The sequence below is a fragment of the Bacillota bacterium genome, assembly GCA_013177945.1.
Taxonomy (GTDB): Bacteria; Bacillota; DSM-12270; order Thermacetogeniales; family Thermacetogeniaceae; genus Ch130.
Genome location: JABLXW010000015.1, coordinates 159,641 through 175,591 on the forward strand (window position 1 = coordinate 159,641; position 15,951 = coordinate 175,591).

Here is a 15,951-nt window from a genome sequence, read left to right on the forward strand (position 1 = left end):
TACTAATTTAGTATAGTTAGGGGTGCTTTAAAAGGCGGCCTGTTAGCGGCGCGACACCTCCCCTGTGCGGCCAGGCGGCCGTTGTTTGTTGGCTGCCTTCACCCTTTGCGGCTTTTACTGCATCCTCCGGAGGCCGGTGCACAGATCTGCAAAGTTCCGCCTCTTAAATTCCGCGGCAATTGCCTGCTGGATGGAGGCGAGGGTCTGGTGTACGGGGCAGTGGGGGGCTGCCCTTCTGCTGCACTCTTCCGGGGCGATCAGGCACCGGTTGACCTTGATGGGCCCCTCCACCGCCTCGATGACGTCCAGCATGGTGATTTCCTCGGGCGGCCGGGCCAGGGCATACCCGCCGTTGATCCCCTGGTAGGACTCTGTGAGCCCGGCGCGGGTCAGGAGGCGTAAGATCTTGAGCAGGAAGCGCATGGGGATCTGCTGGGCCTCTGCGATGGTTTTCGCCTCTACCACCTGCCCCCGGGGGAGGGACGAGAGATGGAGCACTGCCCTGAAAGCGTAATCTGTAGCCTGACTCAGTCTCATTTCAGCATCCTATCGTATACTGTTTTAGTCTAGTTTTATTCCATCATCGCGCAGGGAAAATTTCCAGGTCAACTGTCTTCTGGGTTCGTTTTGGCCTCACTTTTCCTTTGCTCCAATCTTTAGCTCTGAATTTCTCCTTCACAAGCCGCCCCCGTTTTTTTCTCACTTTTTACTCCTTCACCGAAAAGAAGGGTTCAGGGCCCCTCGGGGCTGTTTAAAAAATTTGTGAATTTCGTTACAATGCCGGCAGGAATTTGTCGAAAGGCGTCGAATAACAAAGTAACAGAAAATTTACTACCTTAATCCCATTACACATCCCCCTACCTGCTTGCTGCACTCGTTGCGGTGAGTTCCTTCCCCACGCACTGCAGGAAGAACTGAGTAATCCCTGCCAGCTGCATCTATAATTCCCATACGATTGTCTTTCAAAAAATTTTAGAGATGGAGGTGGTGCGCCGGGAGCGGTTTTGATTTTGGAGGGAGGTAGATACCGTCCACCTGAGGCCAAAGAAACCGGGTAAGCAGCTGTAGGCGAAAGGATTCGGTTTGCGTGTTTTAAGAAAATCCTTGGTGTGGGGTGGTGTTTGTGAGCGAGGAAAAAAGGTTTTCCCGGAGAGAGTTCTTGAAGCTGTCGGGAATGGCAGGAGCAGGCGCGCTTTTTTCCGTTGCACCCCCGTTGCGCAACCTGGAGGCCGTAACGCCGTTCGGTTCACACCCCCAGGAACAGCCTCCTTACCTGGTGAAAAAGAAGGTTCCCCAGGTCTGTGCCCGCGCCTGTGAGTGCGATTGTGCCTACAACGTCGTTGTGGGGGTGGATCCGGTCACAGGCCTTGAAAGGGCCCTCACAGTTGAGGGGAGGCCCGAGGACCCCGTTTCCCGGGGCAGGTACTGCATCAAGGCACTGGGCTTCGTGGATTCCCTGTACAACCCGGACCGCCTGCTGGTGGCTTTGAAGCGAACCAATCCCCAAAAGGGCCCGGACCAGGACCCGGGCTGGGTTGCCGTCCCCAGCGCCCAGGCGGTCAAGGAAATCATCTCCATCATGAAAAAATACCGCAGGGAGGAAATGGTTTTCTGCTCCCCTGGGGACCCCTATACGAACTACCTCTGCAAGTCCCTGGGGGTGAGGAGGAGCGACCAGCGCACCGAGTGTTTCGGCACCCACTACTATATAAATTCTTTAATGATCACAAACCCTCCAAACAGGTATTATTCCAGCACCTATACCGTAACCCACTCCATCTGGGGTTTTGACTACAGTGGCACGAAATACATGATCTGGTTCGGCTTCGACTCCTTTTCCAAGTGCGGCAAGGCCGGGATTCTCAACCATATCGTCGAAGGAAAGAAAAAGGGCGCCAAGATCGTTGCCTTCAACCCCGTGAAAACACCCATTGCCGACTACATCGCGGACGAGTGGTACCCCATCAAACCCGGTACCGACCTGGCTGTTGCCCTGGCCCTGATCCGGGTAATCCTGAATGAGAGGCTGTACAATGTCGACTTCCTGAAGAACTTCAGTGATGCCGCCGCTCTTATCGACGGGGAGACGAAGCTTCACCTGGCCGGGGAGGACGGCAGGTGGATTGCTTGGTGCACGGCCCACAACAGGCCTGAACCCCTGGCTGCCTGCGACTCTCCCGCCTTTGAAGGGGGTCCCTATACCTTCGAGTTCGGCGGGAAAACCGTGACGGCCAGGCCGGTGCTCCAGCTCTTGAAGAATGCGGTTAAGGACTGCACTCCCGAGTGGGCTGCGGGAATCAGCGAGGTTCCCGCCGGGGCCATCGCCCGCATCGCGCGGGAGTTTGCCGGGGCGGCGCCCACGGTGTGCATTCCTAACCTGAAACGGGATGCTGCGGGCCCCAACTATGCCAACAGCTGGCGGCTTATGCAGGCCATCAACATCTTGCACGGCCTCACCGGCGCTCTGGATCACGAGGGGGGAGTCCTCTTCCTGCACGGTGTCAAGATCCCCTGGATTGAGGAGATAAACCCTCCCGCAAAACCGTTTCCTTCCCAGCCTGCCAGGAGCCCGGATTTCCGGCACGAGTTCCCCGTCACCGAAAACCTCTACAAAGAAAAGGATTTCTCCGCGCCGGGCCACTACGGGATGCTTGGCTACGGTCTCTATAAAGGAGGCCAGGTGAAGGTGGTCTTCTTCCGGAGCCCGCACCGGGGCCTGCACGCCCTGATCCAGCCCCAGATGGTCGAGAAGGCGCTGGAGAAAATGGACCTGGTGGTGGACTGGAACCTGTACCTGGACGACCTTGCCTACTGGTGTGACTACGTCCTTCCTGCTTCCCACCAGTTCGAGGAAGGGAAGCTGGACAACAGGCAGTATTACCCGAAGTACCCCTGTCTTGTAGGGGGAGAGGCGGTGCAGCAGCCGCCTGGCGATGTCATTGGCTGGGGAAAGATTGCCTCCCAGATCGGCCTTGCCCTTGCCCCCGATTACTGGACCACGGATGGGAGTGGGGATCCGGCAAAAATGATTTCTACCAACACTTCGGAGGCCGCGCTCAAGGGGATGGGGATCGCGAAGGACGTGAACGAGTTCATGACCGCAAAGAAGGGGATCTGGATCCAGCAGAAACCCTACGAGAACTGGAAGACCCTCAGGGAAATCGGCTACGGCAGGCCGGAGGGGAGGGTTCGCTTCTACATTGACGAGTTTGTGGAGGTGGATCACGATCCCCTGCCGAAATGGGCGCCGCGCTGGTCAAAGCCCGAGGGTGAGTATCGCTTCTCCCTGCTGGTGACCCGGGCGCCCTGGTACATGCACGCCGACCCCAACTTTATCAACAACCCTATCCTGAATGAGCTTGCGGTTAAGAACCACATCGACTGTGTCTGGGTCCATCCCGAGGCCGGCCGCGCCCTGGGCCTGCAGGAAGGGGACTGGGTGCTGCTGGAAACGAACCCCAGGTACCTGGCGGAGGTGCCCCGCCCGGTGAAGGCAAAGGTTCACTTCTCGAAGCGGGTTGGAAGAAAGGACTGCGTGCTCCTCTTTCACGGGCTGGGACACCGCTCCAGGTGGCTCCGCTACGGGAAGGGCTTTGGATACCGGGACGGCGACCTGATCCCCCAAAAGGACCCCCGGGTGGTCAAGGAGCACGACCCGACGGGGATGGGTTGGGTTGAAGATGTCTATGTCCGGATCAAGAAAGCCTGAAGGGGTGAGAGACGATGGCGGAATATGCGGTTCTCATTGACACCAGGTTCTGCACCGGCTGCAACACCTGTTTTTACAAGTGCATTCAGGAGAACAGGCTCCATGGTGCAGCAGCCCAGGGAATTGCCAGGACCACGGTCCTGATCAGGGATGAGGGAATGTATCATCACAGGTGCATGCACTGTAAGGACCCTTCCTGTGCTGCGGTTTGCCCTACAGGGGCCCTCGCCCGGACCGGGTACGGGGCGGTTCTCTATGATGTAAGCCTCTGCATCGGCTGCAGGTCCTGTGTCGCGGCCTGCCCTTTCCACGTTCCGCAGTGGAATGAGGCCCGCAAAGAGATCGTGAAGTGCAGCCTGTGTGCCCACAGGATTCAGGTGCAGGGCACAGGGAAGGTTCAGCCCGCCTGCGTGGAGGCCTGCCCCACAGGCGCCCTGATGTTTGGAGAATTTGACACCCTTGCGGCGGCCGCAGAAAAGATTGCCGCGGAGGAGAAGCTCCACCTTTACGGGCGCGCCGAAAACGGGGGGACGCGCCTGTTTGTTCTTACAAAGGAAGACCCCCTTGCCGTTGGCTACCCCAGGGTGCCCCGGGATCCTGCAGGGAGCAGGGAAGTTAAGACCGTCGGCGGCGTTGTAGTCGGGGCCGCGGCCGTGGCTGCGCTGGCCTACGCGGGTTTCAAGAAGTATAGTGAGCGCCGGAGCCGGATGGAGTCCGGTGACCAGAAGTTGCGAGGCTAAGAGGAGGTGCAAGCAATGGTTTGGAAGTGGTATTTGCCTGCTTTCATGACCTCGGCCGGAATCGGGGCTTTCCTCTACCTGCTGGGGGTCTTCTTCGACTGGAAGTACCGGGAGAAGTTGGAGCCTGCAGCTAAGTTCGCCGTGATTTTTAGCTGGATGATTCTCGCCCTGGCCGGTTTCTTCGTGCTCCTGGATCTGGGGAAACCCGCAGGTTCGGAAACGGGGATCCTGCATATCCTCAATGTTTTCAGGCGGTGGCCTGCATCTCCACTCTCCCTGGAAACCTCCGTGCTGCTGGCCACCCTTGCCTTTGGCCTGCTGGCGACCCTGGGTTACCTTGCCGGCTGGCTTCGCACCTGGCCGCGCTACCTGGTGGAAGCTGCAGGAGCCGTACCTGCCCTGATTTTAGGGCTCGGGTACGGCGGCCTCCTCTACCTGGTAGCCTATACCGTGAATCCCGTCTGGCACACACCGGTCCTCAGCCTGCTCACCCTCTCTCTTACCGTAGCGGCAGCTGCGGCGGTGATGAATCTTCCCAATGCCTCTTTCTTTGGCGACCTGCTTCCCCGGTGCGGGAGCAGGGAGGCCTCCCGGATTCTTGCTGAGCTAACCCGGTGGGCGCTGCTGGCAGCGCTGGTGCTCACCCCGGTTTACCTCCTGGTCATCCTGGAAAGCGCCCGCTTTCTGCTCGGGGGAGGCTCCGGAGTAAAATTCTGGACGGCACTGGTGCTGGGCGTGATTGCTCCCCTGGTGCTGGGCTTTTCCCGGAATAACAGAGAACAGGGGGGCGTTCTGCTGCTCCAGATCGTTCTGGTGGTGCTGGGGGCCTACCTGTTGAACCTGGCGGTGGTCCAGGCGGGCCAGCTCTTGATTTAGGCCCGTCTGGAAGCCCTGCCTTAACGGGGAGGTGTGAAAACCGATGGGAGAAGGACTTGCGGGCGGCTCCCGGGAGCACCCTGTTCCTGCTGAGGGGCGCGCGGTGGTTTACGGACTCCTTGCCCGGGCGCTGGATTACCCCGGCGAGGACCTGGCGGCAGAACTGGTTGCAGGAGAGTTTGTGGCAAGACTGCGATGGGCAGGGACGGGGTTGATCGGGGAGGAGTGCCTGGCCGGGGAGGCTGGTGCCATTGCAGATTACACGGCTTCTTTCACGGATCGGGACGGGGAAAGGAGGCTTCTTCTGGAGCTCCAGAAGGACTACACCCGGCTTTCCTTTGCTTCGAAACCGCGCCTTGTTCCTCTCTTCGAATCAGTGTACCGGGAAGGAAAGCTTTTGCAGGAATCCACTTTTGAGGTGGCCAGGCTTTACCACGAGGCCGGGCTCAGGTTGCGGCCCGGCTTCACGCTTCCCCCGGACCACATTGCCCTGGAACTGGAGTGCATGGCATACCTTTGCTTTCAGGAGGCGGTGGCTGCGGGGGTGCAGGATGGTGAGAAAAGGGAAAAGGAGGCCGTGAGACTGCAACGGGAAGTGCTGGGGCAGCACCTGGGGGAATTTGGGGCGCGCTTTGCGGAGCGGTTAAAGGCCCATGCAGGCACCTCTTTTTACCGGAGCGTGGCGCGCCTCCTGGCGGACTTCCTGGCCCGGGAGGAGACGCGTCTTCTCCCGGTTCCCGGCTGAGCGGTCGCCGGTTCCGGCTGCCCCATGAATGCAAAGGCTCTATCGCTTGTAACAAGGAATCTGTGTGCCACTAGGAGTGGACCAGCGGCCCAGGCCAACCTGCTGTATTCCCTCTCAAGCTACAATGGCTTGGAGGATTGTAATGTCCAACATACACTTTTACAACATTTTTTATTTTTCTCTTCAGCAAGGCTCGTTTAAGTTTTCTTGTAAGCGTTAAAAAAGAAGCCGCCAGAAAACAAGATAAGAAAGGAGGGAGAGTTGTATCTGGCGACTTTCAGGGGAGCCTCAAAATTAAATGGGCGCCACATACCTTAATCTGTGTACCGCATTTTCGTGCCAGTTCTCCGGTACTTTCACAGGCTGATAAATATGTGCGTTGCTCATATATAAAGAGCTCAAGCAGCTGTAAAATGTAAATTGCTCAAGCGGGGAGGCCGGTCTTGACAGAGTTAATGGCACCGCTGTTATCTAATACAACCTGGCCGTAGAAGCTTGCCGGGCATCCGGACCCAATAAATCCAGTAGGGCAGATACGCCGGCATGCTCTGCAACAGTCACCCGGTGATAGCCAAACAGTCCCCCGCAGTTATCTTGATGCAGCTCCATAGCAAGTAGCAAGCCCGGCATACTGCTTGCTTGTACTATTTCAGATACCTTATGGAATGGTAGTCAATATATGCCGATAACGTTAGCTCGCCAGCCATTTCTCTGCCAATACCGCTATTTTTTACTCCACCGAACGGCATGCCTAAGGTGGTTGATTCAAAACTATGTGTGTTGATGAACGTCGAACCCGCTTCGATTTTTCTGGCTACATCCAATGCTCTCTGGAAATCGCTGGACCAGACGGATGAGCAAAGGCCATATTCTGTCTCATTCGCAAATTCAATCGCTTCTTCAATCGTTCTGTAAGGGACAATTGGTATTACCGGACCGAATTGCTCGCAAGAGACAATTTCTGAGGAGTGAGACTCGGTTTTTACTACGTGCGGTAGAATGTAGTAGCCATTATCCCAGCCCTCCGGGTCCAGCTTGGATCCCAGTTCTCTAACGATAGCGCCGCTATTCTTAGTCCTTTCAATAAGATTTTTGACGAAGGTGAATTGTTTTTTATTGTTCAAAGGCCCGAACGATGCGCGTGGGTCTAAACCATGACCTACTTTGTACTCGTCCACGAATTCGCAAAGCGTGTTAAAGAATTTATCAACCATGCTCTGGGGAACATAGATCCGTTTGACGGCATAACAAATTTGACCGGCCCTTGTATAAATTCCCTTTAATAACTTGGGAATAATATCTACCGGGTTAACATCATCCAGAACGATTGCCGGATCGTTACCACCTAATTCTAGAGTAATCGCTTTAAGGGTTAAGGAACTGGAGGCATTTCTCATTACTTCTTTACCTGTTTCAATGCCTCCGGTGAAGGCCACCTTTTTCACCAATGGATGTCGAGTCAGGGCTATGCCAACATCAGCGCCTCCGGTTACTACGTTGATTACCCCGTCTGGTAACACTGCTGCCATTCTTTTCAAGAGAATACTTAAAGCGATCGGTGCTGTTGGTGAGGGCTTAACTACGACGGTATTACCCGTTACCAAAGCAGGAGCCAATTTCATCATGGTCAAGACGACTGGCATATTCCAAGGAACGATTACGCCAACCACACCTTTTGGTACCTTCTCAATGCTCATCCAGCTGGCGTCATTTTCAATTTGTTCTGGCTTTAGAAAATTTTCTACCAGGCCAGAATAGTATCTCAAATTGGCGGCACCTTTAAGAAAATCGGTTTCTGCTTCCCACAACATGCCTCCATGCTCTCTTACCAGAAGAGGTACCAGCTCGGACATGGAATCTTCCAGTACGGCTACAGTCGCAAGTATCTTCTCTATTCTTTCCTTGACGTCAACGTTTCTCCAGGACAGAAACGCTTTATGGGCAGCGGTTACCGCCTGATCCACATCTGCACCAGTACCTATTGCAACTGTACCAACGATATCAGTAAGTTTTCCAGGGTCCCTTACTTGAACGTACTGTTGCGTTGGTATTTCTTTATTATCAATAAGCAGGTCGATTCTATAATCCGAGTTTATATTTTTCATGTTCTTCCCTCCGCGAAAATGGAATTTAAAGACAGATACGTCTCCGGAATCTCCTCAGTCTTTCATGTGCAGTCCCCCGAAGTTACTTTGATGCAGCCAACGGATAGGTTTCACAGCAGGTCCAGCACTTCGGGCAAAGCTGCAGATCAGCAACGAAGCGGTCCTTGCCAGATCTAAGCATCACCGTCCCACTGGGGCAAACAAGATAGCATAAAGCTTTGCAATTAAAGCTTTGCAAGATACGGCAGGCACTTACCCTTGATGTGTGCTTCATACTTGGCCTGGAAGTATTTCAGGATGGTCAATACCGAATTGGCTGCAGTCTGCTCCAGCCGCAGAGAGCCAGCTCACCGATAGCCCCACCCCAAGGGGCCCCGCTTTTTTGCGGATTTGCCTGCTAAAAAAGAGGGTCGTAAAGATGCCCGGGGGTTGGCGGCAGCCTGAACTTTAAGATTGGGGTTTTGTCTTGAGGGCTCCCAGCCAGCCGAGCCACCAGAGGGCCTGAAGCTGGCAGCTGCTGCAGATGAACCGGAGTATAGTTATAGTTAGTTATAAGTATAGGTTTCGTGGCTTCGCCGTCTTGGGGAGGGACGCAAGCCGTACTCCTGGATTTTCCTGTACAATGTTGACTTGCTCAATCCCAAGATAGCTGCCGCCTCGCGGATGTTGTAATCTGTTTGCAGCAAGGCTCTTGTAATGGCTCTTTTTTCCATTTCTTTCACTGGGAGAAGGGCTTCATCACTACCTGAAAGAGCTGAAGAATCCGGAGAAAGAGCAGCAGAAGCGGACACTCCGGACGGAGCAGGCAAGGAAAGCAGGGTCTCGTTTCCTCCGATTTCTTCGGGGAGGTCGCTGGCACGGATCACTCCGCCTTGACACATGCTGACCGCGTGGAGAATGGCATTTTGCAACTCTCTTACATTACCGGGCCAGGGGTGTTCGAGAAGCCTTCTTTTCGCATCATCACTCAAGGCAGGTGGGGGAATTTCTAGTTTCTCAGAAACAGCCTGAATGAAGTAATGAGCCAACTCGAGGATATCCGAACCGCGATCTCGCAAGGGAGGAAGCGTGATCTTGAAAATCGCAATTCGGTAGTATAAGTCCAGGCGAAAGTTACCCCTCCTTACCTCTTCTAAAAGGTTTCTGTTTGATGCCGCGATGAGCCGGAAATCAACCGGGAGATAGCAGTTTCCTCCCACGCGCATGAGTCTCTTTTCTTCGAGTACCCGCAGGAGCGCCGGCTGGAGTTCTAAAGGCATATCTCCAATCTCGTCTAGGAAGAGGGTTCCACCCTGAGCCAGTTCAATCTTTCCCCGCCTGCCTTTGCGGTCGGCACCTGTAAAGGAGCCGCCTTCATACCCGAAGAGTTCGCTTTCGATCAGGCTCTTGGGAATGGCGGCACAATTAAGGGCAATAAAAGGCTTTCCCGGTCGGCTAAGGTGGTGAATATAGCGCGCAAAAACATCCTTTCCGGTGCCGCTTTCCCCTTGCAGGAGGATGTTTGCGTCGGTCGGTGCCACCTTCTGGGCCAGCGCAATGGCATTGGCCAGCCGCGGAGAGCTTCCCAATATGATCGTTATCCCATCAAAAGAGATTGTTTTCATTTCCGAAGCGGTTCGAGAAGACCGGAAACCATGCAACGAAAGGTCTAGCGACTTGGACGAAGGGTGCTCCTTGGATCCTTTAAAGCTACTTCTGCGGTTCACACCCTTAATGACTACGAGGCACCCACATGCTTTCTCAAGGTCGTTCTTGATACAAAGGATGTCTCCTCGAAGCAGAAGAGGTGGGTGGGCTTGTTCCAGTTCAATTTCTATGTCACGGAAAGACTGATTACACTGGAGCGCGGTGTGGATGAAGTACTCACTTTTACCTCCTAGAACAGCTTCAAAGTGATGCCCCACAGGATTCGCACAGACAGGGGAAAGGATATCCAGTGCTTGTTTATTTACCCGGACAATGAGTCCTCTTTCGTTGATTACAACAAAGGCATATTCCTCTGCGTTCGCGAATATGCTGGCAAAGACGGCCTCTTTCGTGAGATTCTGGAAATGCTGCTGGATTGCCAGAGCTATGGAAGCTACCATGCGTAGCGTATTTGGACCCTGACGATAATAGCTATTGCTTGATACGCTCAGAACACCTGCGAGGTTCCCAAAAGCGTCAAAGATTGGCGCTGAAGAGCACGTAACTCCCTGCCAGACCTCGTCATTACTGTAGTGTTCCGGGCCCCACAACTGTACAGGACCCTTTGTGATCAGGCTCAATACATGAGCACAAGTTCCCACTGTAGCCTCTCTCCAGAGCGCACCAGGAATCACCCCAAGTTGCTCACAAACCCTTTTCCTTGCTTTGTCCTTACCGCAGGCAACAAGCAGGAATGTTCCTTCTCTATCCCCCAGGTGTACGGTGAACTTTTCGCAGAGTGCCTCCCTTTTCAGCCAACTAATGTATGGCTTTGCCGCCTTTAGAAGAAGATCGTTCTCCTCAGATAGTCTGGCCAAAGAGGCATCATCTAATACAGGAGGAGGACTATAACGCTCGAGGCTGAGTCCATAGTCTCGAGATCTTAGCCACGACTTGACCACCTCCGGGCGGACCAGACTTACCTTCTCGGGGGGCGTGCGTCCATGGACAACCTCTTTCTTTATCGCCCGAATCCTCTGTGCTAAGAACCACTCTTGGTGTACAAGTTGCTTCAGTACAGAAAATGGGGCATTTGAGATGCAACTTGTTCCCCAAAGCTTGCTATCTTTTTCCCCAAAATGTAGGTTCTTGCAAAAGGCTGCCATTGCCTCACCACCTTTTCTTGCTGGCTACCATTGCCTTAAGCAGCTCCTTGCTCCTCGGTCAGAAGATAATAGGAGAAACGCTCCTTTCACTCCCATCACCTCTGCGTAATAGTGCAATTGTCTTGGCCTCGGAACTATCCTCCTTTTCCATGCCTCGCAGTGGCAAGTTCTATCCTGCCAGTTTCTAGGGTGCCAGGGTATAAATCTGATGCTTCCTACAGGAGAAGTTACCATAACCCTGTCTACAGAGGAAGAAACAAAACTACCCCTGTCGTATTGACCTGCAACCATCGTGCGAGTGCCGAAGAGGTGGTACCTTCGGCCTTTTTTACGCCGCATACTCCGTGAGAATGCCAGCTACTAATACTGAGAACTGGCCCATGCAGGCACTATTTTTATTGTTTTTTTCGCCATAATTACAGTTTCTCCTCCTTCAAGATTCCGGTTTCTCCCAGTTTATCGGCGCACCAGGTAGCGTGTTCCGGGTAGTGCAGAAACATGAATCACTCAGACCCGACAAGTGAGTTCTTTCACAAGCTCAGGAAGCTTAATTTGGTTTCGGAGCCAAGATTATAGGTATCCGTCAGTTGAATATTTGTATTAATATTATATAAAATTTTAGGGCAGCCATCAAAGATTGGATTTTTAGGCAATCGCTTCTTGCTGGATTTTTAGGCTTTTACCGGGCCCCGGCGGGCTGCCCTTGATTCCCATAATGAAATTTCGATTACAAAAAATTGAGAAACTGGATACAAAAGAACCCTGCACCAGCATCAGGCCAACCTCTTCTTAGCATGGCAGAAGCCTTGGTCATTTAAACTTCTTCTAGCAACAAATGTGCCACCTTTAAAACAGTTTTTGAAACAGTAAAGCCCTGCATTTTTGCTCCTCTTTGCAAAAACTACTGAAGTCTCATTTTGAGAATCTTTCTCAAAATGAGACTTCCCCCAAAATGAAATCGGCAAACGCCCTCACAACTCTAGATTGAGAGGGCGTTTGCTTTTTTCCTTACTAAAACTGGCAGGCTGATTCCTTAGGGGACGAAAAGCACCATCTTCTTCCCTTTAGCCACCATCTTGGATGCCAGTTCTTCCACCGGGCCATACTCCATCACCTGAGCCTGGCAGTGGTGAACGCAGGCCGGTTTCTTTCCCTGGGCTACCCTCTCGCCGCAGAGATCGCAGAGTTCGGTAGGAATGGGAACGAAGTTATACTCCCAGCGGTCGGGGGCAATCTGCGAGGGGCCGATTTCGGTAAGCTTGATTCCCCACTTGCCAACAGGAAGGTTACGCTCCTGCTTGCATGCCACTTCGCAAGAGTGGCAACCGGTACAGAACTCATAATCGATCAGTAAGCCATTGCGCGTCATTTTTCTCTTCCTCCCCTTACTGGTTAAGTGCAACTTCTAAAGCAACTGTACACTCAAGCTGTTTAGGGTTTCCGTGGAGCAGGGCCACCCCCTCCCTCGGGACCTTTAGGGGGGAGATTGTTCTCATTGAGGAGGGGGAGACCCGTCTCCACTTTACCGCCTTACTCCGCCTTGTACACCTTACAGATCATGCACTTGAACGGCGCACCCCACCCGAGCTTTCCTATATGCTTGTGAGGCACCAACAGGTTGATATTCGCTTCCCAGACACCAAACAGACTCGGCTCATCCGCAGGCTTCTCCGGGAACCACCAGCCATGTTCGGCATGAACAACCTTTGGATTGATTGTTGCCGTCAGCCTGGCCTTCTGCTTGCACTTCCCGAACATGTTCTCGATGTAGACCCAGTCCCCGTCCTTGATGCCGAGGGCCTCGGCGGTTTCCGGATGGATTTCTACTATGGGATCCGGGTGGATCTCACGCAGCGTCCGGATGTGCCTCTGCTCCGAGTGGAAGAAAGCCCACGACCTGTGCCCCGTCGTGAGGATCAACGGGTATTCTTTTGCAAGCTCCGGTGTGCTGTAAGGACTGTACGGAGGCTCCTGGTAGTAGGGAAGCGGATCATCGCCCCATCCCTCAAAGATTGTTGAGTACAGCTCGACCTTGCCCGTAGGTGTCAGGAAGCCCGGCTGCTTATCAGGCCTCAAGAGCCCCTTCTCGTACTTCCTGTACTCGTACGGCATCTGAATTACGACTTTTTCCTGCAACTCGTTGAAGGAAAGGCCTGCGTCTCCTAATATCGAGTCGAAGCACTCCTCGACGGTATTCCACGGCCACGCCTGTGGCATGAGCCGCTTGCCCAGTTCCATGCAGATCTCGATGTCGGACTTGCACTCGCCGACCTGGAGGGCCTTGTTCATCGCGCCAACGAAGATGCAGTTCAGGCCGTAGTTGGTGATGACGACGCCGTTTTGCTCGGCAAAGGTGGCAAGCGGCAGGAAGACATCGGCAAAGGCCATCGCCGTCGGAGTCATAAAGAGATCTGTTACTACCGCGAACTCCAGGTCTTTAAGTGCTCTGTACCATTTGTCAGGCGCGGCTGTATTGGTCGGGCTTATGAGGTTGGTGCTGTTGAACCACCCCATCTTGATGGGATAGGGCTTTCCTGTCTCCAAAGCATCCAGTGTGAGGTCAGGATGGGTTGTCGCCCTGGCAGTGCACACTGCAGGGTATTCTTTTGCTCCCAGTCTCTTCTCCCACAGTTCATCCGGCAGGTAGTCGTGCTTAGAGCGCCACACGCCAAAGAGCACTGCCGGCGGTGACAGTGTAATACCCCCCGGTATATCGAGGTTGCCGGTTACCGCCATCAGGGCCAGGATGGCATGAGCGGTCTGTGTGCCGGTCGGTTTCATGTCCACAGCAAGACCCCAGCAGATGCTGGCAGGCTTGCTCTTGGCAAAGTACCGTGCCGCCTCGATGATCTTTTCCTTCGGCACCCAGGTTATCTCTGCAACTCTATCCGGTGTGAATTCCTGGACGCGCTCCTTAAGCTTGTCGAACCCGTGGCACCACTTCTCCGTGAATTCCTTGTCGTAAAGCCCTTCGTTGATGATAACATTGAGCATTCCGAGAGCGAGCGCCTCATCTGTACCAGGTCTCAGCTGAAGCCAGTATTCCGCTTTCGAAGCAAGCCAGGTCAGCCGCGGATCTATGACAATGAGCTTGGTTCCTTTCTTCATCATGTCCACGATGGCGTGACCGTAGAGCCCGTCAGGGTTCGACCTCAAGGGGTCCTTGCCCCAGATCATGATGCACTCAGGCAGCTGCCAGCCGGGGTGATCGTAGCGATCCGGGAAGAAGCCGGCGAAGTCGATCTCCGGGTATCCCGCACCGAGTACGAAGTTGGAAACACCGCACCTGGGACCATAGCAGGACCAGCCGCTAAGTGTGTAGCACATGTTCGGACTGCCCAGCCCGGAAAACGCGACCTGGTAGTAATACAAACATGCCTGCCTTCCTGTGCCGCCGAATACCACTATCGACTCGGGACCGTACTTCTCCTTTATCTCATTGGTCTTGTCGGCTATGATGTCCCATGCTTCATCCCAGGATATCCGCTTCCACTTATTCTCCCCCCGCTTGCCGACCCTCTTCATGGGATAGATAACGCGCTGGGGATGATGCACATACTCCGGAAGCGTCAGGCACCTGATGCACAGCCTCCCCTGGCTGATCGGATGCTCCGGATCTCCTTCAACCTTTACAAGCTTACCGTCCTTAACGTACAATCGAACACCGCAGCCCACAGGGTGGCAGCCAGGCGGAGACCAGCAGCAGCTCCTCACCACGGTATACCCGTTTTCTTCGTAAGTCCACTTTTTCTCCGTCTTGCCCATTGTGTTCACCTCTCTACCATACAGTTTATATTCCTCTTTAGCTTGACACCCAATTTACCTCTCCTACCACTCTACAGTCCATTAGCTGGAGCTGTAAGGAAGTTGTAGCTGCAAGAATTTACCATGCTGTAACTGCTTCTCCAGCACCCGTCAAGCCCTCTAGCGTTTAGTATCCACCTCCCCTTCTACCTCTCCACTAATCCTGGAGAGTTTTTTGCAATGACTGTTCCGCTCTGCCTTCTTCCCACTAACCTCACTCTTGCCGATTAGGTGGCAAGAGTCGCACTACGAGATTCCGTAATTGTATATTTAGCAATACTCATGCCAAGAATCCCAGTCGGCATGAAACCACGTCCTTAACTCGGATAGCAAGTAACCCATTTTTAACAGAATCTGCGATTTTCCCATCTTTAGAAAACTGCGGCTCAAATTGAGAAGAGCATTCTCATCTTTGGGAATACAGTGTTCATCCGCAGCTGCTTCGCAATATCCTCATCCACCAGGCACACCTTGAGCTGGACCCCCGGCATAGAATGGCCGCGTCGGCCTCGCTGGGACCGAAGAGGGGCAGTGAGTTTATTGAGGCTGTACGTCCTGCCCCGGAGAATGAGGGGGGCTTGATTTGCATCCTGGCACGGATATTGCAAATGCTTTGATTGCGGGTTATGCTGCAAAAAATGCGGAAACAGGTGGTGGTATTTGGCTCGGTTGGCATGAGCAGACATCTAAAAAAATCCAAACAAAAGTAAAAAATAAATATTAAAGAATCTACGAGCCCGCCTGCCTAAGGTTATGCTATGGGGGCGCGGCCTGGGGCAAAGACCCCACAGGGTTGTTGGAGAAATCCGGCAGCCTCCCTGTTATGGAAAGTAGAAGAATTATAGATTTGGAGATGTGCTCCGGCAAGTTCCTTTTCTACGACCATACAGGGGCACATTTTTTAATTTATTTATAAGTACGACAGAAAGAGGTGGAAATAGCGTCAATTTTTTGCGGCAGGCGCCGGCGACAGGCGCTATTATGTAAACGTTATCGTATGAAGAGAGTATATGCAGTATATTGCTTAGACATCATAACCCTCCGAGCCACTCTGGCCTGAGAGAATATGGCAGGTTGGCCTGGACCGCTGGTCCACGGGGTATATCTGGAAACGGGTATGCCTTCCAGGAATTGAAAAGGAGGGGGTTAGCTATAAGAGAGAGCCGTTGGCTTTTTTGGT

Annotated in this window: 10 protein-coding genes and 2 riboswitches; of the genes, 5 read left to right on the forward strand and 5 right to left on the reverse strand. The window is 53.6% G+C overall.

What is annotated here, in order from left to right:
* Nucleotides 1-114: 114 nt before the first annotated feature.
* Nucleotides 115-537: an Rrf2 family transcriptional regulator gene (locus tag HPY58_10555; GenBank protein NPV30066.1), complete on the reverse strand. Its 423-nt coding sequence runs from the start codon at nt 535-537 to the stop codon at nt 115-117.
* Nucleotides 538-1,123: 586 nt separating this feature from the next.
* Between HPY58_10555 and HPY58_10560 the strand changes: the two genes are divergently transcribed.
* Genes HPY58_10560 through HPY58_10575 form a run of 4 tightly spaced genes read left to right on the forward strand, consistent with a single transcriptional unit; the run spans nt 1,124 to nt 6,070 of the window.
* Complete coding sequence (locus tag HPY58_10560) at nt 1,124-3,709, forward strand: molybdopterin-dependent oxidoreductase (GenBank protein ID NPV30067.1); 2,586 nt, start codon at nt 1,124-1,126, stop codon at nt 3,707-3,709.
* A 14-nt stretch (nt 3,710-3,723) separates the two neighbouring features.
* A complete protein-coding gene (locus HPY58_10565) occupies nt 3,724-4,449 on the forward strand; it encodes a 4Fe-4S dicluster domain-containing protein (GenBank protein ID NPV30068.1) in 726 nt (241 codons plus the stop codon).
* A 15-nt stretch (nt 4,450-4,464) separates the two neighbouring features.
* Nucleotides 4,465-5,325: a hypothetical protein gene (locus HPY58_10570; GenBank protein ID NPV30069.1), complete on the forward strand. Its 861-nt coding sequence runs from the start codon at nt 4,465-4,467 to the stop codon at nt 5,323-5,325.
* A gap of 43 nt (nt 5,326-5,368) precedes the next feature.
* Entirely contained in the window at nt 5,369-6,070 is a 702-nt protein-coding gene (locus tag HPY58_10575) for a molecular chaperone TorD family protein (protein ID NPV30070.1), read from the forward strand.
* Nucleotides 6,071-6,714: 644 nt separating this feature from the next.
* On the opposite strand, the gene HPY58_10580 is transcribed toward HPY58_10575, so the two are convergent.
* From HPY58_10580 to HPY58_10595, 4 genes are all read right to left on the reverse strand, one after another.
* On the reverse strand, nt 6,715-8,175 hold the full coding sequence (locus HPY58_10580) for an aldehyde dehydrogenase family protein (protein ID NPV30071.1): 1,461 nt from the start codon (nt 8,173-8,175) through the stop codon (nt 6,715-6,717).
* A gap of 545 nt (nt 8,176-8,720) precedes the next feature.
* A complete protein-coding gene (locus HPY58_10585; GenBank protein ID NPV30072.1) occupies nt 8,721-10,679 on the reverse strand; it encodes a sigma 54-interacting transcriptional regulator in 1,959 nt (652 codons plus the stop codon).
* 1,321 nt (nt 10,680-12,000) lie between these two features.
* Nucleotides 12,001-12,336 carry an oxidoreductase gene (locus HPY58_10590; GenBank protein ID NPV30073.1) on the reverse strand — a complete coding sequence of 112 codons (336 nt, stop codon included), beginning with the start codon at nt 12,334-12,336 and terminating at the stop codon, nt 12,001-12,003.
* Nucleotides 12,337-12,497: 161 nt separating this feature from the next.
* A complete protein-coding gene (locus tag HPY58_10595; protein ID NPV30074.1) occupies nt 12,498-14,732 on the reverse strand; it encodes a molybdopterin-dependent oxidoreductase in 2,235 nt (744 codons plus the stop codon).
* A gap of 622 nt (nt 14,733-15,354) precedes the next feature.
* Between HPY58_10595 and HPY58_10600 the strand changes: the two genes are divergently transcribed.
* Entirely contained in the window at nt 15,355-15,495 is a 141-nt protein-coding gene (locus tag HPY58_10600) for a hypothetical protein (protein ID NPV30075.1), read from the forward strand.
* Nucleotides 15,489-15,621: riboswitch (molybdenum cofactor riboswitch) on the forward strand. Its footprint overlaps the gene before it by 7 nt.
* A gap of 177 nt (nt 15,622-15,798) precedes the next feature.
* A riboswitch (molybdenum cofactor riboswitch) is annotated at nt 15,799-15,930 on the forward strand.
* Nucleotides 15,931-15,951: the final 21 nt, after the last annotated feature.